At 46.3% G+C, this 20516-nt stretch carries 29 protein-coding genes; 22 read left to right on the top strand and 7 right to left on the bottom strand.

The features are described from left to right. Window positions 1-141 precede the first annotated feature (141 nt). The 3 genes from QJS83_RS15045 to QJS83_RS15035 all read left to right on the top strand — a co-directional run bounded on the left by QJS83_RS15045 (window position 142) and on the right by QJS83_RS15035 (window position 5256). On the top strand, window positions 142-2646 hold the full coding sequence (locus QJS83_RS15045) for a heavy metal translocating P-type ATPase (protein WP_284606034.1): 2505 nt from the start codon (window positions 142-144) through the stop codon (window positions 2644-2646). Between the two features lie 29 nt (window positions 2647-2675). Continuing rightward, complete coding sequence (locus QJS83_RS15040) at window positions 2676-4937, top strand: multicopper oxidase domain-containing protein (RefSeq protein WP_284606031.1); 2262 nt, start codon at window positions 2676-2678, stop codon at window positions 4935-4937. A 64-nt stretch (window positions 4938-5001) separates the two neighbouring features. Beyond that, a complete protein-coding gene (locus QJS83_RS15035) occupies window positions 5002-5256 on the top strand; it encodes a hypothetical protein (protein ID WP_284606029.1) in 255 nt (84 codons plus the stop codon). A gap of 35 nt (window positions 5257-5291) precedes the next feature. Here the strand turns inward: QJS83_RS15035 and cueR are convergent, their stop codons facing one another. Both cueR and QJS83_RS15025 read right to left on the bottom strand, forming a co-directional pair. Beyond that, window positions 5292-5681: a Cu(I)-responsive transcriptional regulator gene (gene cueR, locus QJS83_RS15030; protein ID WP_284606027.1), complete on the bottom strand. Its 390-nt coding sequence runs from the start codon at window positions 5679-5681 to the stop codon at window positions 5292-5294. 32 nt (window positions 5682-5713) lie between these two features. Continuing rightward, a complete protein-coding gene (locus tag QJS83_RS15025) occupies window positions 5714-6724 on the bottom strand; it encodes a 2Fe-2S iron-sulfur cluster-binding protein (protein WP_284606024.1) in 1011 nt (336 codons plus the stop codon). 174 nt (window positions 6725-6898) lie between these two features. Between QJS83_RS15025 and QJS83_RS15020 the strand changes: the two genes are divergently transcribed. Further along, on the top strand, window positions 6899-7111 hold the full coding sequence (locus tag QJS83_RS15020) for a heavy-metal-associated domain-containing protein (protein WP_284606023.1): 213 nt from the start codon (window positions 6899-6901) through the stop codon (window positions 7109-7111). A gap of 23 nt (window positions 7112-7134) precedes the next feature. On the opposite strand, the gene QJS83_RS15015 is transcribed toward QJS83_RS15020, so the two are convergent. From QJS83_RS15015 to QJS83_RS15000, 4 genes are all read right to left on the bottom strand, one after another. Then, the gene (locus QJS83_RS15015) at window positions 7135-8706 is read right to left on the bottom strand and encodes a hypothetical protein (protein ID WP_284606021.1); all 1572 of its coding nucleotides are present in this window, start codon (window positions 8704-8706) and stop codon (window positions 7135-7137) included. 2 nt (window positions 8707-8708) lie between these two features. Beyond that, complete coding sequence (locus QJS83_RS15010) at window positions 8709-9134, bottom strand: PLC family EF-hand domain-containing protein (RefSeq protein ID WP_284606019.1); 426 nt, start codon at window positions 9132-9134, stop codon at window positions 8709-8711. 169 nt (window positions 9135-9303) lie between these two features. Further along, window positions 9304-9747 carry a hypothetical protein gene (locus QJS83_RS15005; protein ID WP_284606017.1) on the bottom strand — a complete coding sequence of 148 codons (444 nt, stop codon included), beginning with the start codon at window positions 9745-9747 and terminating at the stop codon, window positions 9304-9306. Window positions 9748-9924: 177 nt separating this feature from the next. Then, window positions 9925-10497, bottom strand: coding sequence for an NADAR family protein (locus QJS83_RS15000; protein ID WP_284606016.1), 573 nt, complete (start codon window positions 10495-10497; stop codon window positions 9925-9927). 111 nt (window positions 10498-10608) lie between these two features. Here QJS83_RS15000 and QJS83_RS14995 point away from each other — a divergent pair, with 111 nt between their 5' ends. Next, window positions 10609-11226, top strand: coding sequence for a hypothetical protein (locus QJS83_RS14995; protein ID WP_284606015.1), 618 nt, complete (start codon window positions 10609-10611; stop codon window positions 11224-11226). Window positions 11227-11246: 20 nt separating this feature from the next. On the opposite strand, the gene QJS83_RS14990 is transcribed toward QJS83_RS14995, so the two are convergent. Then, window positions 11247-11864, bottom strand: a complete 618-nt coding sequence (locus QJS83_RS14990) for a hypothetical protein (RefSeq protein ID WP_284606013.1) — start codon at window positions 11862-11864, stop codon at window positions 11247-11249. Window positions 11865-12161: 297 nt separating this feature from the next. Here QJS83_RS14990 and QJS83_RS14985 point away from each other — a divergent pair, with 297 nt between their 5' ends. The 17 genes from QJS83_RS14985 (at window position 12162) to QJS83_RS14905 (ending at window position 20414) form a co-directional block, all read left to right on the top strand. Then, complete coding sequence (locus QJS83_RS14985; protein WP_284606012.1) at window positions 12162-12947, top strand: S1 family peptidase; 786 nt, start codon at window positions 12162-12164, stop codon at window positions 12945-12947. Between the two features lie 798 nt (window positions 12948-13745). After that, entirely contained in the window at window positions 13746-15119 is a 1374-nt protein-coding gene (locus tag QJS83_RS14980; RefSeq protein WP_284606009.1) for a hypothetical protein, read from the top strand. Between the two features lie 92 nt (window positions 15120-15211). Further along, on the top strand, window positions 15212-15481 hold the full coding sequence (locus QJS83_RS14975; RefSeq protein ID WP_284606007.1) for a hypothetical protein: 270 nt from the start codon (window positions 15212-15214) through the stop codon (window positions 15479-15481). A gap of 52 nt (window positions 15482-15533) precedes the next feature. Further along, a complete protein-coding gene (locus tag QJS83_RS14970; RefSeq protein ID WP_284606006.1) occupies window positions 15534-16040 on the top strand; it encodes a hypothetical protein in 507 nt (168 codons plus the stop codon). Beyond that, entirely contained in the window at window positions 16040-16342 is a 303-nt protein-coding gene (locus tag QJS83_RS14965; protein ID WP_284606004.1) for a hypothetical protein, read from the top strand. Before QJS83_RS14970 ends, QJS83_RS14965 begins: the two co-directional genes overlap by 1 nt. Next, window positions 16339-16764 (top strand): hypothetical protein, encoded by a 426-nt coding sequence (locus QJS83_RS14960; protein ID WP_284606002.1) that lies wholly within the window; start codon window positions 16339-16341, stop codon window positions 16762-16764. Before QJS83_RS14965 ends, QJS83_RS14960 begins: the two co-directional genes overlap by 4 nt. Window positions 16765-16838: 74 nt before the next feature. Then, window positions 16839-17168 (top strand): hypothetical protein, encoded by a 330-nt coding sequence (locus QJS83_RS14955; RefSeq protein ID WP_284605999.1) that lies wholly within the window; start codon window positions 16839-16841, stop codon window positions 17166-17168. A 74-nt stretch (window positions 17169-17242) separates the two neighbouring features. Further along, on the top strand, window positions 17243-17398 hold the full coding sequence (locus QJS83_RS14950; protein WP_284605996.1) for a hypothetical protein: 156 nt from the start codon (window positions 17243-17245) through the stop codon (window positions 17396-17398). A gap of 42 nt (window positions 17399-17440) precedes the next feature. After that, entirely contained in the window at window positions 17441-17644 is a 204-nt protein-coding gene (locus QJS83_RS14945) for a hypothetical protein (RefSeq protein WP_284605993.1), read from the top strand. 187 nt (window positions 17645-17831) lie between these two features. Further along, window positions 17832-18131: a hypothetical protein gene (locus QJS83_RS14940; RefSeq protein ID WP_284605990.1), complete on the top strand. Its 300-nt coding sequence runs from the start codon at window positions 17832-17834 to the stop codon at window positions 18129-18131. Between the two features lie 190 nt (window positions 18132-18321). After that, entirely contained in the window at window positions 18322-18585 is a 264-nt protein-coding gene (locus QJS83_RS14935; protein WP_284605988.1) for a hypothetical protein, read from the top strand. 1 nt (window position 18586) lies between these two features. After that, window positions 18587-19219 carry a S1 family peptidase gene (locus tag QJS83_RS14930; RefSeq protein ID WP_284605986.1) on the top strand — a complete coding sequence of 211 codons (633 nt, stop codon included), beginning with the start codon at window positions 18587-18589 and terminating at the stop codon, window positions 19217-19219. A 74-nt stretch (window positions 19220-19293) separates the two neighbouring features. Beyond that, on the top strand, window positions 19294-19560 hold the full coding sequence (locus QJS83_RS14925; RefSeq protein ID WP_284605983.1) for a hypothetical protein: 267 nt from the start codon (window positions 19294-19296) through the stop codon (window positions 19558-19560). After that, window positions 19560-19736 (top strand): hypothetical protein, encoded by a 177-nt coding sequence (locus QJS83_RS14920; RefSeq protein ID WP_284605980.1) that lies wholly within the window; start codon window positions 19560-19562, stop codon window positions 19734-19736. Before QJS83_RS14925 ends, QJS83_RS14920 begins: the two co-directional genes overlap by 1 nt. Before the next feature lie 11 nt (window positions 19737-19747). Then, window positions 19748-19990 (top strand): hypothetical protein, encoded by a 243-nt coding sequence (locus tag QJS83_RS14915; protein WP_284605978.1) that lies wholly within the window; start codon window positions 19748-19750, stop codon window positions 19988-19990. Beyond that, complete coding sequence (locus tag QJS83_RS14910; RefSeq protein WP_284605976.1) at window positions 19987-20157, top strand: hypothetical protein; 171 nt, start codon at window positions 19987-19989, stop codon at window positions 20155-20157. Before QJS83_RS14915 ends, QJS83_RS14910 begins: the two co-directional genes overlap by 4 nt. Next, window positions 20142-20414, top strand: coding sequence for a hypothetical protein (locus QJS83_RS14905; protein ID WP_284605974.1), 273 nt, complete (start codon window positions 20142-20144; stop codon window positions 20412-20414). The genes QJS83_RS14910 and QJS83_RS14905 overlap by 16 nt, the downstream gene beginning before the upstream one ends. Window positions 20415-20516: the final 102 nt, after the last annotated feature.

The following is a 20516-nucleotide window of genomic DNA, read 5'->3' as shown; positions in this document are numbered from 1 at the left end:
GGTTAAGACGCCTTGTAGCGAATGTCCTAAAATGAGGAATTATAACGGTTTTTTACGACACAACCCCCAAAAAATGACTTTGGACCCTTGACCTTCCAACAATTGGAAGCCCTAGAGTGGATTGTGTTGGAGGAACTGAAAATGCAAAACCTAATAAATACCACCGATTCGAAAGTATCTGATTTTGAGACCACCATTCCCGTGACTGGAATGACATGTGCGTCTTGCGTCGCTCGAATCGAAAAATCAGTTCGTAAGGTTGAAGGCCTTATTGATGTCTCTGTGAGTCTCGCTACGGAATCTGCCAAAGTGAAATTGGATAATCCCGCAAAGCTTCCTCTTGTCGTGGCTGCGATTGAAAATTCCGGGTACGAAGTGCCAACTCAAGAAGCTGAACTTAGTATTGAGGGTATGACCTGTGCTTCTTGCGTGGGCCGAATTGAGAAGTCACTCAAAGCTGTGCCCGGCCTAAAGACAGCGTCTGTGAATCTCGCTACCGAGAAAGCAAAAGTCACCTACGTTCCGGGTCTGGTCTCAATGAATGATTTGATCGGTGCGGTCTCCCGTGCCGGCTATGAAGCGAAGCCAGTCGGTTCAGAAAAAGGCTCTGCGGATAATTTAGATAAGGAAAAAGAAAAACTTTTAAAGAAAGAGCGCAATCATCTTATTATTGCGGCAATTCTCTCAAGTCCATTGGTTCTTCCGATGTTGCTAATGCCATTTGGAATTCATTGGATGCCGCCAGGCTGGGTGCAGCTTCTGCTTGCAACCCCGGTGCAGTTTTGGTTAGGCGCGCGCTTCTATAAAGCGGCATGGAAAGCTGTGAAAGCAAAATCCGGCAATATGGATCTTCTTGTGTCGCTGGGCACATCAGCGGCTTATTTTCTAAGCGTTTACTACGTTGCCCGCTTTGGCGAGCATGTCGGTCACGAAGGAACGGGACATCTTTATTTTGAAAGTGCTGCAGTCGTCATTACATTGATTCTTCTTGGCAAATATCTCGAATCGAAAGCAAAGCAGCAGACATCAGCCGCTATCAAAGCGCTTCAAGCTCTGCGTCCCGAAACAGCTCGTGTTAAACGAGACCGTAAAGAATTGGAAATTTCTATTGAAGAAGTCCGCTTGGGGGACCTTGTTGTTGTCCGCCCCGGCGAAAGAGTTCCCGTCGACGGCATCGTCATTGAAGGTTCAAGTCAAATCGATGAGTCTTTAATCACGGGTGAAAGTTTGCCAGTCGCAAAATCCAATGGCGACAAGGTGACTGGAGGATCCGTCAATGCGGATGGTTTGCTAATTGTGCAAACGGCCGCTCTTGGCAGTGAAACAACTTTGGCGCGCATCATTCGCCTGGTTGAGTCCGCACAAGCGGGGAAAGCTCCAATTCAACGTCTGGTAGATAAAGTCAGCAGCATCTTTGTTCCTGTCGTTCTTGTCATCGCAGCTATCACAATTCTTGCATGGGGATTCATCACAGGTGACTGGGAATCGGCAATTATCGCCGGTGTCGCGGTCCTTGTTATCGCTTGTCCGTGCGCTTTAGGTCTTGCAACACCGACGTCCATCATGGTTGGAACAGGTCAGGGCGCGAAAGCGGGCATTCTTATTAAAGATGCGGAGGCTCTGGAAGTCGCTCACTCCGTTACGACAGTTGCATTTGATAAAACGGGCACATTGACGGAAGGCCGCCCTCAAGTATCAAGCGTTCTTAGTCAAAAACCGCAAAACGAGATCATCACTCTTGCTGCCAGCGTTCAAGCTGGATCTGAACATCCGCTTGCAAAGGCGGTCATGGAAGAGGCTAGAAAACGTGGTCTTGAGTTTGATGACGCTCGCGAATTTCAAGCGATCCCCGGAAGAGGTCTTGAAGCCCGGGTTGCCGACAAGCTTGTTTTCATCGGCACCAAAAGGCTGATGGATGAGCGTCGTGTTAGCACCCACAAGCTAGAAGCTGAGTCCGCACGCCTTGCTGCTGAGGGAAACACAGTCTCTTTCATCGCGCAGGAAGGCGAAACGGAAGCTCTGGGTCTTATCGCATTTAGAGACAAAGTAAAGGCCACATCCAAAGCGACGATCGAAGAGCTAAAACGTTTAGGCGTGAAAACCGTCATGATCACTGGCGACAACCGCGGAGCGGCAGAAAAAGCAGCGCGTGAGCTTGGGATCGACGAAGTCAGAGCCGAAGTTTTGCCACAAGACAAGTCGCGTATCATTGAAGAATTGAAAGCCAAAGGCGAAATTGTTGCGATGGTCGGAGACGGCATCAACGATGCTCCAGCACTTGCCGCGGCTCACGTAGGAATTGCGATGTCGACAGGAACAGATGTGGCGATGCATACTGCCGGAATTACGTTGATGCGCGGAAATCCTCTTCTGATTCCCGATGCGATCGATATTTCCAGAAAAACGTATCGTAAGATCAAGCAGAATTTATTCTGGGCCTTTATCTACAACGTAATAGGAATCCCGCTTGCAGCATTGGGACTTCTAAGTCCCGTGATCGCAGGCGCGGCAATGGCTTTAAGTAGCGTGAGCGTTGTTTCGAATGCGCTTCTTTTAAAGCGCTGGAAACCTTCAAGTCGTACAGAGGCAAATGCTTCTTACGAAGCTGAAGCAGCTTGTCCGTTGCCGATTCAAGCACAAGGTTAGTGAGTTAAGAAAGAATAGCGAGAACAATTATGAAATATGTAACACTTTTACTTTCAATTTTATTTTTTGCCTCAATAGGGGAAGCCAAAACCGTTCGCTATGAACTGACTGTTCGTAATGAAAAGGTCAACATGAGCGGCAAGAAAGAAGTCGACTTTGCGCTGACAGTCAATGGCGGTATTCCCGCGCCAACTCTCGAATTTACAGAGGGAGACGACGCAGAGATCCTCGTAAAAAATGAAATCCCCAATGAGGAGGTTTCCATTCACTGGCACGGTATTCTGCTTCCGCCGGAAGAGGACGGCGTTGCTTATGTTAACACGCCGCCAATTCATCCCGGCAAGTCTCGTCTTTTTAAATTCAAGATTCGCCAGAATGGAACGTATTGGTACCATTCCCACACGGCTGTGCAGGAACAAAAGGGCGTGTATGGTGCGTTCATCATTCATCCGAAGAAAAAGGCCTTTCAGTATGACAAGGATGCTGTCGTTGTCTTAAGTGACTGGTCTGATGAAAACGCGGATCAAATTATTCGTAATCTCCGCAAAGACGGAGATTACTATCTTTACAAGAAAGACTCCATGCGCTCGTACTTCGGCGCTGTTCAAGCCGGGGGTTTGAAAACTCATCTGCAAAATGAGTGGACGCGCATGGGAGGAATGGATCTTTCTGATGTCGGTTACGATGCCTTCTTGATCAACGGTAAAAGGGATGCTCAACTCGTTAACGCACATCCAGGAGAAAAGATCAGAGTGCGCATCATCAATGCGGCAGCCTCGAGCTACTTCTATGTATCTATGGGTGTGCCGATGACAGTTATCGCTGCTGACGGCGTTGACATTGAGCCTATTCAGGCCAAAGAACTTTTGATGGGAATGGCTGAAACATATGATATTCTTGTCACTCTGCCAGAGCATAAGAATTACGAACTGCGTGCCACCGTTCAAGATGTCACAGGCTTTGGTTCGGCGTGGATCGGAATGGCGGGCGCTCCCAAGGTCGTAGCGCCGGATAAACCTCTTCCAGATATGTATGCGTCGATGGACCACAGTGGTCACGGTACTGGTTCCATGTCAGGAATGGACCACTCAGATCACGCGGATCATGCAGGACATCACTCGATGGATCACTCCGCCCACACGATGCATGAGCCACCAAAGGCTAAAAAGGCTGAAAAAGAAAGTGCTCGTAAAGAGTCAATGCCGTTGTCAATCGAACGTGGTGCGATCGATTGGTCAACTCAGTCGGATGCCATGTTAAGACAAAACGCCGGCGCCCGCGATCCAAAAGCGGCATCGACAACACCTGCGGTTGAAACACTGACGGTGGATGCATTGACAGCACTTCAGTCTACAACTCTTCCTAAAGAAGCCAAAGTTCACGAGCTAAAACTCGTACTTGGTGGGGACATGGAGCGCTACGTATGGCACATCAACGGAAAAGCAATCAACCAGGACAGCCTGCTCAGAATCAATAGCGGTGAAGTTGTTCGTATCGTTTTTCAAAACGACACAATGATGCATCACCCGATGCACTTGCACGGACATTTTTTCAGAGTTGTAAATGCGCAAGGCGAGCGGTCTCCACTTAAGCACACGGTCGACGTTCCGCCACATGGGGCGCGCACTATTGAGTTCTATGCGAATGAGCCCGGCCAGTGGATGCTTCACTGTCACAACCTTTACCATATGAAGACCGGCATGGCGCGAATCGTTCGTTACAACGATTATAAGCTGACACCGGAGATGGAAGCGAACGTCCATAAAGATCCGCATCTTCACGAACACATCTACAGTCATACTCAACTCGAAGCAGCCAGCAATCACGCAAAGGCGCAGGTTCGTCTGATGAGAGTATGGGATGAGATCAACTTGGAAGTTGAATCTGCAAATATGGATGGTAAAAATTTCTCCTTCAGCGAAGACTGGGAGACCGAAGGCGATCTCGTCTACCGTCGTTGGTTCTCGAATTACTTCAACGTGTTCGGCGGAGGTACGCTTTACCATGAAGAAGGATTCGGAATGTTGGGTGTAGGATACATTCTTCCGATGTTGTTTGAGGTCAACGTTGCTATCAATCACGAAGGTAAATTAAGATTTGACCTTGAGAAACGCTTTCAATGGACGAAGAATGTATTTTCGGATGCTGAATTCACATGGAGACCCGACTGGGGTGGAGAGCGTGACAGCGAATTTGAAATCTCGCTTATGTATGGACCATCTTGGCATTGGTCAGCGGGGTTTATGTTCACGGAAAAGAGTGCCGGCATTGGTGCTCAGATCCAGTTCTAAATAGAACACGTATTAAATTTTCACAGCCTCAGATTTTATCTGGGGCCTATTTAAGGAGGATTCGATGAAAGATATTACTAAAGCACTTTTGGTGGCTTTTGTTTTGAATTTCGCAGGCGCAGCCTACGCACAAGATTCACATCAAGGGCATCACCCGACGTCCGCATCTGATGAAGCAAGCAAAGGGCACCATGGTGGCCACCATGACCATGATATGTCACACATGCAGAGCATGATAGATGACTGTATGAAAAAGAAGAATGATAAAAAATTCTGCGAAGAAAAAGCGATGAAAGAAATGAAAACAAAAAAGAAATAATACAAAAAAGCGCCGAAGACGGCGCTTTTTTTAATTTAGCTAATAGATAAGCTATCAAGAATCGGACAGTCGGGTCTATGATCGCCGTGGCAGTTCCTGGATAGATTTTTTAATGTTTTTACCATCTCTTGAAGCTCAAATATCTTTTTTTCCATTTCCTCTACGTGTTTCAGCGCGAGAGACTTTACCTCGGAGCTTGCTCGAGATTTGTTTCGCCAAAGGCTGACAAGTTTCTTAATTTCTTTCATTGAAAAACCCAGAGAGCGGGCTCTTTTCACGAAAGACAAAATATGCACGTCCGCTTCGGAGTATGTTCTATAACCAGCATCACTTCTACTGGCTTTGGGAATAATTCCGATCGACTCATAATGACGAATCAATTTAGCATTTACGCCTGAAATTTTTGCGGCCTGACCAATGTTCATAAAAACCTCTGTGCTAATTTTAACCCAACCTTCTAAGAGTTGGAACCTTTATTTTGGAAGTAAAATGGATCTGAGAAAATGTTGTGTTTTTTAAATCCACGCTCGAGGAGGTGAGGATGGATAGAATCAACCATCGGCGGTGGACCGGCGATATAGGCTTGCCAAAGGCCTTCAAATTTTGGCCAGTCTTGCAGAAGAGCCTCGCCGACCCGTCCCGTGCGAAATGAAGGGGAGCCTTGATCGACAACAGGTATAAATTTAAAGTTAGGATATAAATCCGTGAGGTGCTCCATTTCGTTAAGAAAGAAAAGTTCCTTTTCCGCTCGAACACCAAAATAGAAATATATTGCCTGTTTAAATCCGCTTTTAAGCGCCGTACTGACAATCGAATGAATCGGAGCAAGACCCGAACCGCCGGCAACCGCCAGAATAGGTCCCGTGTGATCCGTTCTTAAATGAGCATTTCCAAATGGACCCTCGAGTTGAACGGAATCGCCAACTCTAAGTTCCTTGTGAATGAATGAACTGGTTTTCCCTCCGGGAGTTAGACGAATGAAGAACTCAAGATGAGTTTCTCCCGGCTGATTTGCCAGCGAATAACTCCGCGGTTCATAGCCGTTGACGGAGAATTGAACGTACTGACCAGGTTTAAACTTAAACACTGTTGTGTCGGCAATCTTAACAACAACCCTGCGAATGTCGTGAGTCAAAGCCTCGAGATTAGTGACCTGACCCACAAACTTCTGAGCGGGAATGGCGTCCTCAGATTCTTCTAACCATGAAATCACGACATCGGATTTCGCCTTTGTTCTGCAAGCAAGAAACAAGCCTAACGATTTTTCTTCATCATCCAATGTTGTCGGACGATGACTTAGCTGTTCAATCTCGCCGGCAACCAATCTTGATTTGCAAGCACCACAGTTTCCTTTTGAACAAGAAAACGGGTAGGGAACATTTTGTCTGCGTGCTGCTGCCAATAGAGTTTCGTCTGCTTCGACAGTGATTTCCGAATCCGTCTGAATAATTTTTGCTTTAAAGCGCATTGTGCGGCTCCTTAGTTATCAATCCAATAAGCCTAGAGCTTCCAACTATTGGAAGGTCAACGGTCCTGCAGAACGCCCTTCTCATTTTGATATTTTTTATTATTTGCTATTGACCTTCCAACGGTGGGAAGGCCGAAGATGAATCTAACAAGATCTCAATAGTAGGAGGATCTCATGTACGAATTTAAAGTAGAAGGTATGACGTGTGGAAGTTGCGCAATTTCAATTCAAAAGGTGATCAAGAAGGTTGATCCGGATGTCAAAGTCCAAGTGGACATAGGTCAACAGCTAGTCCAAGTTCAAAGTGAAACCGGAAAAGAAGAAATTGCATCACTCATTGAAAAAGCCGGATACGAAGTTTTAAATAGCCGAGACCTTGAGTCGTGAGGTTATCGCCGTAAAGAGGGAGCTCATAGAGCTTCCTCTTTTTGGATCATTCCTTCGATATAAGTCTTTTTCATAGTCTGAGCTGCAGCCTTATCACCTTGGGCAAGCAAAGAATCCAACCACAAGGCGGAAGCATAAAGCTGCATAAGCTGATAGCGCACCAGCTGCAAATCAAGCTGTTCGTAATACTTCTCATCCATCAACCCTCGCTTTTCGTAAAGTGCTTCTCCGAAAAGAGTGTTCATAGATTTTTTCTCTGCCGAGGTTTGCAAATTGGCATTCACCAAGCTGATAAAGTTTTTCGCCAGGGTTTTAAGTTTTTCCGCATTTTGTTGCGCCGTAATCCGCGCAGTAGCCGTTATCCCGGGCCCCAGTTTTGGGAAGTCGGCCACTGTAAACCTTTGCAGCAAAGCGCTTTGAACCCTCATGGAGTTGTAAATGTCCTCAATCGCGGCAAAGTTCTTCTCAATTTCCCTAGAGCGCAGGTCATAGCTGTCTTTAACGATTGTCGCTTCAAAGGTGGCTTGTTGAAACTTTACTTCCTCCAGTAAGATTTTCATATTTTCAAGGCGAAGAGCTAATCTGTTTTCGCCATCAGGAATCGGTTGCGCGTTCCCAATGTTATTAAAAACAAACGGATAGTTTTCCGTTAGTAAGGCCGGAGCAAAGTCACTCATGTAAGATCTTTTTACGCATTTACTGCGTACTTGTACTGGAGCAACATAGACAGCCTTTGGGTCTTTCATTTTCTGATAAAGAGTAAACATGAAATTATCCCATCCGCCATATCTGCGAGCTTCACTCCAGAAGATCGCCGGGCTAAATGAACATAAACCGTGAATTCCAGCGTCTCCTAACTTCATGCCTTCATAAAGCCCTAGGAAATTTCGTACACGCTCTTCCGCTTTTGCTAAAGGTCTTTCCGGCAGCACAAGATAAGAGGCCAGGGTTGTCGCTGCATTTACTTGGATAAGATCCTTTTCAAGGTCAAAACCCGAAGGAATAATCGCGTATAGATTATTTTGGCGTCCGTCATCAAGCACGACTTGAACGGCATAGCCCGCGAGATGGGCCGTCGGCGCCTCGATCGCAAAAGATCCGTCTGCTTTCACAACATTCATGTGCGCGGCGAAGTACTGCTTGCGATCCGGAGTGAAAAGAAAGACATCGCCTTTTTTAAAACTCCCGCCATACATCACCGTTCCAGCGATTCTCCAGCCATAGCGAGAGCCGACTTCACCCATTTCAACTTGGGGAGCAGGACCATCCGTCGCAAATCCCGTGCATTTTAAAGTCGGCGCGCCGTTGATTCGTTCCACGGTCACTTGAACCCAGTCGCGGGCTTTAGTAGTAAAAAAACAACTCGGAGAAAGAAATTTATGCTCTGCTAAAAAAACCTCGACGGGATAATCCGAGCGCCCAAACTCCGCGCACTGCCACTGCTGATCGGGCTCCTGTTCAAAAACGTGTCTTCCCGGGTCGCGATAGTTCCAAGAAAGCTTTTGTCCCGAAAAATTCCCCACGCAGAAAGGCGCGGCCAGAGTTAGAGACGGGAAGAACAGTAATAATAAAAACGCCTTAAAAATATTTTTCATGATTAACGTCCCTTCTGAAGAGCATTGAACTCTTCAACGGTCAGAGAATCCTTTTTAGATTTCGCATGGGATTTGAATTTACGATCTGCTGCTTCGACGACGTCAATAATTGTGACCTGTCTTTCGGGGCTCGCCGCTTGAATCTCTCCCAGCCACGACGGGAGCTTTGCCGTTTCGTCGTTACTTAAGCGGCCATCACCATTTTTATCGACATACTGAAAGTAGTCGCAGGCGTGATCCCGAAACTCCTCATCGGTGACGCCCTCTTCCAGATCGACAGTGGGCGCTTTAACTAAAGTCGTTTTTTGAGGCTGATGAGAACACGCAGTCGCCAGCAATAAAAAGAGAATAGTAAACGGAAAATTTTTTTTAGATTTGCACATGCCTAATTGAAACACATTCTTCGCGGAAACAGCAACGGGACTCATTGACACCTCGCTTTGGGCTTGAAGTCTCCAAACCTACAAAGAGTGGTAGCAATGAACAGACCAAGGATGAAAATCCTCAGAACAAAACTATAAAGAGACGAAGCGTCTCGTCCTGGAGCGTTGCCGAGTCTCCGGCAAGAAGCTGCCGGTAACCCGGCAGCTTGATATTTTAGCGAGAAGCGTTTTTAGAACACAACTCGGTATATTCTTGGGTGCTCATCGAACGCTCTTCTTTATTTCTGATAACCCAAAGATGTTCGTTCGTCTTTGACAGGAATAGATAGTAGTTGTCGCCCTGGTTATAAATAGAATTTTCTTTACCAAAGGTAACGACACCGTTTTTCATGCTCCATTTTCCGCTCTCAAATACCGCCCCACAGGATTCACAGTCGACAAATTTCTCTGTAAAAGTGTAGTTTTCTCCGACAAGTTGAAGGCTGTAGCGTTTTTTACGATCTTGCGTCGTGATGTCAAACGTCTCCTCAAGAACCTTGCCGTTGTGACAATCAACTGCAAGCGGCCCAACCTGGTGATAAAGAACTCCACCACCGTCGTCACCTTGGCAGCCTGAAAGCGCGACTACGAATATAGATAGTAAAGTTAATTTTTTCATTTGTTTCCTCCTGTTAAATGGATGCGTGTCCTTAATGCAAAACCATTCCCAGGCTGGGGTGCTGATATATTTGAGCTGACGTAAAAACGGCTGATTAAAATCTTATTTAAAGGAAAGCAATCCCGGATTCAGGAAAAGAATCCGGAGATCGGTGGGGGGCCTTAAGAACACACTCCCTTACGGCTTTTTCTTAAGAGAGCCCCGAATCTTCTCTAAAAGAAGTCCCAGCTTGTTTTTGCCTGTGCGGTCGCCGCAGTCGCCCCAATAACAGTCATTCTTCGTGTGTTCATAAAGGCGGGCGTCGCCGGTTGAAAGTAAAAGCGTCGTGAGCTCCGGATAGCGAGTGAATTTATCCCAGACGGCCTTCTCCATAAATTCATCTTTACGCTGTTCCCAATCGGCTCTTTTGGGAATGCTTTTGTCGCGTCCACGATTGGCGGCTTCCATAGGCGTCGGCGCCTCTTGCACCCAGGCGATCAGCTTCGCGTCTTCGTACTTATGTGCCTGGTAATAGTGTTCACTCGTGGGCCACCATTGGCCATCAACAAAAACCGGGAAAAGAGCAAAGTTGGAAAACTCGCCATAAGCTTGCTTCGTCGAATAAAAGTCTAAAACATCTTCTGTGTAAGGAGTCGATGCCGTTCGCGGGAAACTGTCGTAGTGAGAAACCTTTCTGTGTGTGCAAGAGACAGCAAGCGCAAGAAAGAAAATCAGGTTAAGATAACGACATCTCACAGAAAAATTCATCATAGAGATGGTTATTTCAAAAACGCTTCTAAAGCTCAATCAAATTTTAGCGTGTTGCATTCTGCTATCGACGGTTTTAGCATAGAAACTCATCATCAAAGCGAGGGGCCTCCAATGCTTAAAGTCAGTCTTATGGTTGCCGTTTTATCTCAAGCAGCTATTTCTCGCGCGGCAGATCGATGTCACTTCGTAAACGTAAAAGTCACGGCCAAAACTTCGGAATTAAGTGAATTAGTGATTTCTCCGTCGAAAAAAATCCTTTTAGAGGGAGCCAGCGCAGACAGAAAAACGCACGAAGGTCCTCTATGGCTTGAAGTGAAGGGAAAAAAGGTTTGCAAAATAGACGGTGGCATTTTTTCCGACATCTATTTAAATCGCTCCGCGAATGTGCTTCTGGTTAAAGAATATAGCGGCAGTTGTGGGCAGCATCGTATTTTGAGTTTGAAGGACTGCAGCCCCATTGGAGAAGTGGCCGAGTACTGTGGAGACGCTTCTATTCTCGAAAATAAACTCGTCAATGAGCCTCCGTGTGAGCCGCTGGATATGCATACGTCTTCTTGCAGTTCGGGGAAGGTCTTTAATTTTTCAAAGGGCAGTTGTGGTTTGAAGCTAGACCCGAAAGCGTCCGTGCAGCTCACAAAAAAGAAATTGGGAGTCGAACTCCCAATCGATAAAAAGTCTTATAAAGTTCTATATCCAGGGACCCCAAAGGCCGCACTGGGTGCTCCATAAATATCAAGCAGTCAAAAAGCTTACCAGTTCTTGTTTAACTTCTTGTAAACGTCAGGATCGCAATAGGTAGCGACCTTAAGGTTGACCCAAGTACATTGAAGTTGCGCGGCATTGGTCAGCAACAGTCGCAGACTTGCAGAGCTCGAACCCTCAGACAAATTGATGTAGTTTACTTGAATATCATCAAGTTCACGTGCATTCACGTCAGCGGGGCGCAAATCAATCATCTTGGTGGCGACAACCTGACCGTTGCGAACAAGGTTGATACGAAGATTCAGTTTGCCAAATGTTTGCGTGACAGGAATCTTATCGACCACATCCATATAGTAACGGACATGGCTGACGGGGATAACGACTTCGTCTTCAGAGGCGATGCCGAGAAGATTTCCTTCGAGCTTGCGTTCGTATCCGCCACCGACCAAAGCAAGTTGAATCTCTGCATTTTTTACGGATGTCATTCCGCGAATGTTGATGTTGTGAGTTTGCGCGATGTTGATATTAGAATATTCCCAAAACGCAAAATCGTTGTGCGTGGTGCATTCGCCATAACATGTTTTAGGGGCGCTCTTTGTTTCCGCCTGAGCAGAAAAACCGAACGAACCGATCGCCGCCGCCAACAAGAGAGTTCTTTTAAACATTTCTAAGCTCCTTAGTTTTATGATTTCGATGCTGCTTCTCATGCCAGTTCGATGCCACTTCAAACAACATTTATTTTGTGTTCCGCGCACGTCGGTGATTATCGTATAAACACTGCAGACGTCGATTGTCGTCTCATGCGTACGATTACACGGTCCTCTCGGTAATGATGAAACTTGCGAAGAGTGCGCAAGGGCGTACGAGGATTTTTTATTTTATCCGCATTATCGATTTGTAAATGGTCAGTCGACGTTTTCTTGAAATAAGAACTCCGAAAACTTTCAAGCACAAGGATTTGTATGCGGTTATTGTCTTCTTGGAAAACGCTCTTAGTTTGCATTCTCGTGGCAGCTTGTGCTCGCGGGCCCGAGGACGACGATTTCTCCGTAAACTCGTCAGGGCAGATTTTCGGCGGGGAAAAAGTAGCTTTCTCAGAGGCGATCGCTCGTTCGACCGTAGGAATTTATAATCGAAAACAAAAGACTTACTGTACGGGGACGTTGTTAGCAAAAAACATTGTACTGACCGCAGGCCATTGCCTTACGAGTGCTGACAGAGATCACGAGATCCGATTCGGATTGAAGTTGGAGCGAGCGTCACGAAGAGTTTTGAAGGCTCTCAGGGAGCCTCACTATACAAAGGATCCTATCTTCGGCCCTGCGAATGACGTTGCTCTTGTTAAATTCGAAGGCCGTGTGCCCGAAGGATACGTCCCAGCAAAACTCATCGAGAATTTTTCGAGCCTCAGAGTAAATGCGCCTGTTCTTATTGCTGGATACGGAATGGCTTATCCGCGCTTAAGAACGGGCCTTGGCACTCTTCGCAAGACGACGCTGCCTCTGTCTAAGCCTGACTATAAACCCAACGAGTTTAAGATTCTTCAAGAAGGTAAAACAGGAACATGCTTCGGAGATTCAGGAGGACCTGTCTATGCGATGGAGAGAGGCGAGTTCAAGCTCATCGGTGTTACAAGCAAAGTTGCTCGGAAAGAAAACGGGCACAGATGTTTAGGCTCTTCTATTTACTCTCGGGTGGATTTCTATCAGGCGTGGATCAATTCTGCGCTAGAAGCTTTAAATAAATAAAAAGAGCCCTCTCTTTTGCGGGAAAGGCCTTGAGTTTTTTTAAAGTCCGCCGAAAAGTTCGCGCTCGATCGCTCATTTATTGTGAGAGATGTTTATGTTGAGTGGGTGAAGTGCTGAATTACATAGCTGCTTTTGTACTTTTGCGTAGGAATTCAGCAAAAACGTGCTAGTATGCTCAGAAGTTGGGCATTAAAAAAGCTTGCAAGCCAGAAGCTTTCCCACTATAACCCGTAATCTCTTCAACGGGACATGTGCTTTTCAAGCTCTTGTAGACAGCTAACCATTTGATTTGTATTCAAAAGTCAGCGTCGAACTTGTTTTAGAGATTTTGAGTTTTTCTTTTTAAAAGTTTGTTTAAATTTTTTTAAAGAAAATGCTTTTTGGGTGTTGACAAGGTCGCTGACCTTCGATAAAACCTCTACCTCGTCGCTACGAAATATTAACGACGAGTAAGAATTCGCTCTTTGAAAACTGAATTAATATACATATATATATATATACTTTATTACTATTATTATTTTATTAGATTTAATGTGTGTTTTACCAAACACACAAAATTTTTTTTCACTTACAATTATGCATTATCATCCTTTTACACCTTGACATTTATGTATTTGAGCTTTTTACCAAACGCTCATACCCCCCTACTTATGAGAGCTAGTAAGTTAGGCTTTTCGTAAGAGTGTATAATGTATATTCTACAATTAACACTCTTACAATTTGCTTGACATCCCATCACCCTCATGTACTCTCATATCGTACACTCAATCTAACCACACTACACGAGGTTCCACAATCATGGCTCAATTCGACTTTAACGCTATAAAGCAAGCCGTGCATGACGCGCACGCGGAATCATCCGACCCGCACGCGCAACCGTCCGACGTCCAATACATCGACCCACGTTTGCCCGAAGCCGCCATAATCAATAACGGTGCTTTTGGTAAGTTCGGCTCGCAAAATCCATCACTAGCCCAGACTGACGCAATGCTCACCTATCCAGGCGCGGGCGACGTAGTGGTTGACTATAAAACTGGGCCGGAGGTTGTGAGCGGCTCCCCTGATTCATCGGATATCATGACCGCATCGGTTGCCGCCTCAAAAGAGACATTGCAGCGCCGCGCCTATATTGACGACCTGCCAACTTCCAACAGCCGGGGCGCTGATACGCCGCTGGAATGTACGCCGGGAATCACTATCCACAATTGCCCGCTCCTGGTATGGCTGGCGGTCGCGCGGCTCGACCTTGATGGCAAAGTGACGGCGTACGCCTTTGAACGTGATACGCAACATAATATTTATCTGCGCCCGTTTAGCCCAAATGCAAACGCCACTAAATTAAAAATAGATGTCCCGCTTACCATCCCGTATAAATTCAACGATGATTTTATTGTGGTTACATCTGAAGTCCTGAAGGGGGCGCGGCTTGAGCTTTACGACATCTTAGGGGCTGCGGAGCATTGTTTCCCTGAGATACGGCAGACGATGAATCTTGCGCTTGCTGGTAAGCTGTCAGGGCGTAAAGATTCACGCGACGCAGATAAGCGCGTACGCGTTGAACGTGTTAGCACGGTGCCACCTGCAAAGGTTAAGATGTTCGACGCATTATATCACCACATCATTAAACACGGTTTCAGGATGTTTGGCAGCGGTCGCAAGCCCATTTACTGGGATTGGCGGCATGATGCAAACGGGCGATTCCCGGCCCTGGGGTATGATGGTAAAACGTTGACTTATTCATATGACGTTAGCCAGGCGCTTGAATCCTGGGATGGCTTAGAGTTCGGGCGCGTTAACCTGGCTGAGTTTACGCAATCAAACAACACTCGCGTAAGCTCTCACGATTATGTAACGATAGCTGATTGGATGTTCCGAGCGGCTAACCTTGCGTTAAAAGACGGTGACGCGCGGGCGGTGCTGTTCGACGCTGCAAACGGCAATCCTGAGCATATCAAACTAGTTAATGCGTTTATTGACATGACGCCGGGTGTAACGTATCACCATAACGCAGCCAATATGATTGCGGGCGCAAGTCATGATGCGGCCTGGCATAACGTGATTAGATGTATGATGATTGGGGGCGTACTGCTCCAGAACGCGCAACATAGTGAACAGGATTCATTGATTGTTACTGAATCGATATTCAACTCAATAAAACGCGCATTTAGTTAAAAATGTGACGAATATCACTTGTATCTCCTGTACGGAACAGCTATAGTTATTTCAACAGAGCGACATGCTCAATAGCTAACAGGAGATACATCATGACCACATCAAGCCAACTCAAATCGCTCCACCTGGAAGCACAGCCGGATTCCAAATACTTTGACCGTGACACAATGAAGTTTTTCGGTGACACCATGTCAAACTTTGCAGTGTCAAAAGACGTTGTAGAAACTAACGACGGCGACCGTATCGCAGTATATGAACTGCGCCGTAAAGCTAAAACCCATAAGGGTGCGCCCGCTGGTATCGTTGCTTTCTTTGATATGAACGGTTTCCGCCGCCACGACATTAAAAAAGACCGCTTTTAATTATCATCGGGCGCTAGTCGCCCGAATACTAAACACATTCGAGGATAAGAAAATGATTACTTACGCTCAATATATGGCTGACCCGTCTAAACTGCATCAAGCATATTTCCTACAATTCGTTACTCCTTACGTTATGGGCCGTGTGCGCAAGGCTTGCAAGCTGGATTCCCTGAAGGCGTCACAATCGCCGTATTTTAGCGACGTTTACTCATGCGAGGATGTATGGAATAAACTTGCGTGGATTCCGACCGAAGCACTCCAGAAAATGAAAGCATGTGGTGAAACTAATTGCAATACGATTAGCAATGGTGTATGCATCGCAAAAGCGGCGGCGCGTCACTGGGTAGCTACTGCTGATATGACAGGGGTAAGAGTTGGCACCGCTAATTTTGTGAGTCCGAGCGCCGCGCGTACCTGTTACGCTTCTTTCGGTGAATCGCCTGAAGCCGTCAAAGCAATGATTGTTAATGGCGACGTTGTAATCGGTGAGCCTGAAGCCCGCGCGGGTTACTGCCTGGTGATTGACCAGGACGGGCGCTATCATTATGAGGTGATGTAATGGCTAACTATACACCCGCCCAGGTTACTAAGATTATGGCGCTCGCAGAAAATGCGAGCGTAGTTGAGGCCCGCAAAGTTATTACACTGTTCCGCGCTGGTGATGATAGCTATGCACTTTTCAGGCTTCAGGCCGCTAACCACATTCAACGCGTGACTATCTGCGCAGCGCTGAAACGCAAAGCGCTCAAAGGTGACGTAGAATATGCGGAAAAGCGTATTCATGACGGTAACACAATGTTTAAAGACTTTTACGCAGCGTTAAACGCCGCAGCAGGTTACACGGTTATTGAGGTGATGTGATGGATATAATCAAGCGCGTACCAATTAATAAAATTGCGGCCCGCGTGACTGAAGAGGGCGAACATTACACCCCACCTAAAAAGGGCAACGGTGTAGACCGTGAAACGCCGTACCCGGTCGTTAAAATCATTGATTGTGTTAATCCGACTCAGGCGCAAGCAATAATTAATATGGTTGGCAAGCGTCGCGGTCGTCTGGTCGTGATTGGGCGCTTAGACCACGTTTATTATAAGCAACGTTGGGTGTGTCGCTGTGATTGTGGTATGTATACACTACGCAGCACGAAAGCAATGAAAAACACGGCTCACGTTGATATGTGTGAACAATGTCAGCATTTGCTTTATTTAAAGCGCAATGATATATGGAGGCGCACAGGCAAAGAGCCTACGCCTAACGACGTTGCAGATTATACACCAGAGTGATTATATGTGATGCATATCACGGCAATGATATGTTGAACGTCTATACTTAATTCATCTTATACAGGAGGCACAATATGAACCGTTCAACTCAGATTGATAACGATGTTAAATACCTGGCGTACGCTTTCATTAGCATCATTGGCACTGATAAGTTTACGCCTGAGATGTCAACAGCGCTTGACCGCGCCGCTTTTGAAACGGCTCGCATGGCTGACATCTGCGACTTTTGCAACATGGAAACATACGCAACTATTTTCCTTAGCTACATTGAACAGAGTCAGCTTTTTAAACCGTTCATTGCTGGTGCTGTTGATGAATATTCAGTATGCGGCGTCCAGTTCGGAGCGCAGCGGTTAGTTTTCCGCGCGTGCAACATGCAGTCAAACGGCGTCACTATTCAATAATGTGATATGTGTCACTTGACTTACTGTACGCAACAGCTATACTGTATTCATCAAGACAACAACGGAGCAAGACGATGAAAACAGCACATTATTTCGCAAGCGGTAAGACAAAGTTTATTGAGTTCGGTTGGAATGGTAAGTTAGTTGGGAGTGAGCGTATTAGGGTAGTTGGTAAAGTCGATGCCCGCGCAACCGCCAAACGTCACAACGCTAAACCCTGGAACTTTTAACAATCGGCCCCTAGTGGGCCACCCTCACCCTGGAGGTGACTTATGACAAAGCAAAAACAATTTAAACCGCTGAAAGGCAAATGTCCGGTTTGCTCTGGTGAAATCGAAGCGCTGAAGCCGCCGCGCTATGATGTTTGGGATAGCGTTTGCGAGTGTCCGAACTGCAAACACGTATTGTATAAAATCGCTACTCACTGGAAAGTTTCTTTCCATACGGTGCCCAAATTAGCGGAGCGCGTAGCATGATTAGAATGTGGATTGACCAGCCGTCGACGCTTCAGCATTTCCATCACTTACATGGTGTGAATGTACTGGCTGAATTCCCGAACGGCAATTATAACGTAAGGATTTATTTTCTTGATGGGCCAATAGTCTCTCAAATGATTCCTTATTGTGCATTATCAAAAGGCTGGAATAAGAAGGATAACAACTAATGTTACCATCAATTAAAATTCACATTATCGATTTGCTAATTAAGACGGCTCCCGATGACCACAATTCATCATACGCGCTGGATTCCCTAAGCTGCAATATCCCGGCGAGCATGTTAAAGGTCGGTTGCATTGTGTGGAATAAAACCGCAAATGCGCCGATGGTCGTTAACGATATTAGCCGCTTTGCTAATACGAACCATGACGGGCATGATTTAATATTGCATTTGAGCCGCCGCGATGCTGACCCAATTATGTACTTTTGCGCCCGCAAAGAATTAGTGACCCTTTACAGAATCTGAGGTGTATTATGTTTAGTGTAACCTGGCTTTTAGTTTATACCCTGTGCAACTCTGACGGCGTTTGTGATGAATTTATTGCAGACGAACTAAATAACCGCGCTGATTGCGTCGCAGCAATGCCAGCCGTACCACGTGAGGCCGTAGAATTGCGTTGCGTCCTGAACGGTGTAAGCGATAAGGATAAAATGTAATGACTGACAGCAAATTGGATTTAATCAAAATCACTGGTTTTGATTCATATTGCGACGGTGCGCCGCACGATTATAACCCGTATCAACACGGCTCGCCTGAGTTCCGGGCCTGGTCGGACGGCTGGTATGATGCCGCAAAGCAATACAGTTCGCCGCATGACGGATTTAGCGGCCTTATCTCAGCAGTAATAACGGTGATTGTTTTCATTGCCGTTATCGTTGTAAGTGTGGTTAGTCTTATCAACTTTATTTTCGAGGTGTAAAATGAAAAAGTTATGTTTAATGTTGTTTGCAGTCCTGGCGGCGGCGATGCTTTCCGCTTGCTCTCACGGTGATTATTCTGTCGATACTAAAGCGACCGATTACAGCAATTTAAATTTTATCGGTACACCCTCCGCACTTATCGGCGGTATATCCGGCAGCTCAACGCCGTTAACCGAATCGACGTCGGTCACGGCAAAACATGCCGCGCATATGTTGCTTAAAACATCCGTTAAGGAAAGTAGCCTATGTGATGTAAGCGTTATTGCGCAAAGCAATAGCAAGTCGGATATTCATAAATACAACGTTGCTAACGTTGGCGACAATATCACGATTTACGGCTATTCCGGCTTTACCGGGTTGCCCGTATCGAGCAAAGGGCGCATAGTTGCTAATGTTCCGGCGTCGGATTGTTCGTACATGGTGACAACGGCGGGCGGCGTCCAGGGCATGTCCGGGGGTGCGGTAGTCAACGATAAAGGCGAGGTGATAGGTATCCTGTTAGGGCTGGATAAGAAGCGTCAGCAGGTCGCAATTCTCCCGGTACAGAAGTTTATCGGTATGCTGCCAATCGCCATGCGTGACCAGATTAAGGCGGAAAACCCGGATATATTTCCCAAACTGGCAAGCAATTAAAGAAGTGTGATGTTAATCACAGCACGCTTTTCGGAGCGTGCTAGAATTAAATCATACAGAACAGGAGACACAATATGTTAATCGATGCTAGAGACAACGGACATCCTAAACCGATTCAGTACATGGGAACGGTGATAATGGTTCCGCGTCATGCCAAATGGGTAGCTATTGACGCCGATGGCGTAGTGTGGGCATATCTTATCGAGGATGAACCGCCGCACGTACCCGCCGTAAGAGGGGCAACGCGCTGGTGTACTATGTGGAGCAATGACAAAGTATTTTGCGGTGCTGCTGAACTGGGCGGCGTTAACTGGAAAGAAACATTGATGAGGGTTGAATAATGAAAACTGCACATTTGATTAAATATAGTGTTGGTGGCGCTGTTCCGATGATGATGGTTTGTTTTGGCATCGACGGAAAGATGGAACCTGGCGACTATGTAGGGTATTCAGTTAACAGCGTTGAAGAAGCTAGACTTCTGGCAATTAAACACTTTGCAACGCCGCATAATTTCTAAGAGGTGATGAAATGGCGAGATTTAATGAAGTACAAAAAGCATTTGCGCGGGCCATTTCTCTGACTGAGAAATCACCGCTTGATATTAGCGATATCAACTACGCCGCCGTTAACCTGCTTGACTGGGCTATGCGTAACGTCCCGGCTATGAAGTATGAAGCGCGGGCATGTTTACAGGGTCACAGGGGCGCAGATGATGCGATGCGTTGCTGCTGGCGCGTGATGCAAATCAGAGCTGACGAGGTGACGCAATGATGGAATTTAAATGCGTTGTCTCTCACGAGCAGCATAAAAAGATAGTCGAGCAGGTTAAAAAGATAGTCGCAGAGCTTGATTTAGATGAGGCTGACGCATTTATCTACGCTCACGAACTGATTGAACTGGCTTACCGGGAGGCGACTGAACGATGCACTATGAAATAGGCGGGACGTATTATTTAAAGCGTAGTTATCTGGCTAACGGTATCGAGTTAAACAATTATAACGCCGATAACGTGCTACGCGGTAGCGCCGTTTGTTTACGCGCCGTTACGCCTGTGCTTAGCTTGCTGGCTGATACAGTTCAATTAGCCACAATCGAAGCGGTGATTGATTATTGTAATGGCAAAGAGTCAGTTTTCTTTGTCGCTAACCTGGCAGACCTTGCCGCAACGCTGGAGGATTTAGAAAATGAAACGTAGTGATTTGCTGTTGGTGCTGCTGGCGTTGCTGGTATCACTGTTCTACCTGGTTCACATACTTATTCAAGCTCTGTGAGCTGGTTCACATAAAGGCGAGAAATT

The sequence above is a fragment of the Bdellovibrio sp. 22V genome, assembly GCF_030169785.1.
GTDB lineage: Bacteria > Bdellovibrionota > Bdellovibrionia > Bdellovibrionales > Bdellovibrionaceae > Bdellovibrio.
The sequence above is the reverse complement of the archived record's forward strand: the minus strand, read 5'-3'. Positions and strand labels throughout refer to the sequence as shown.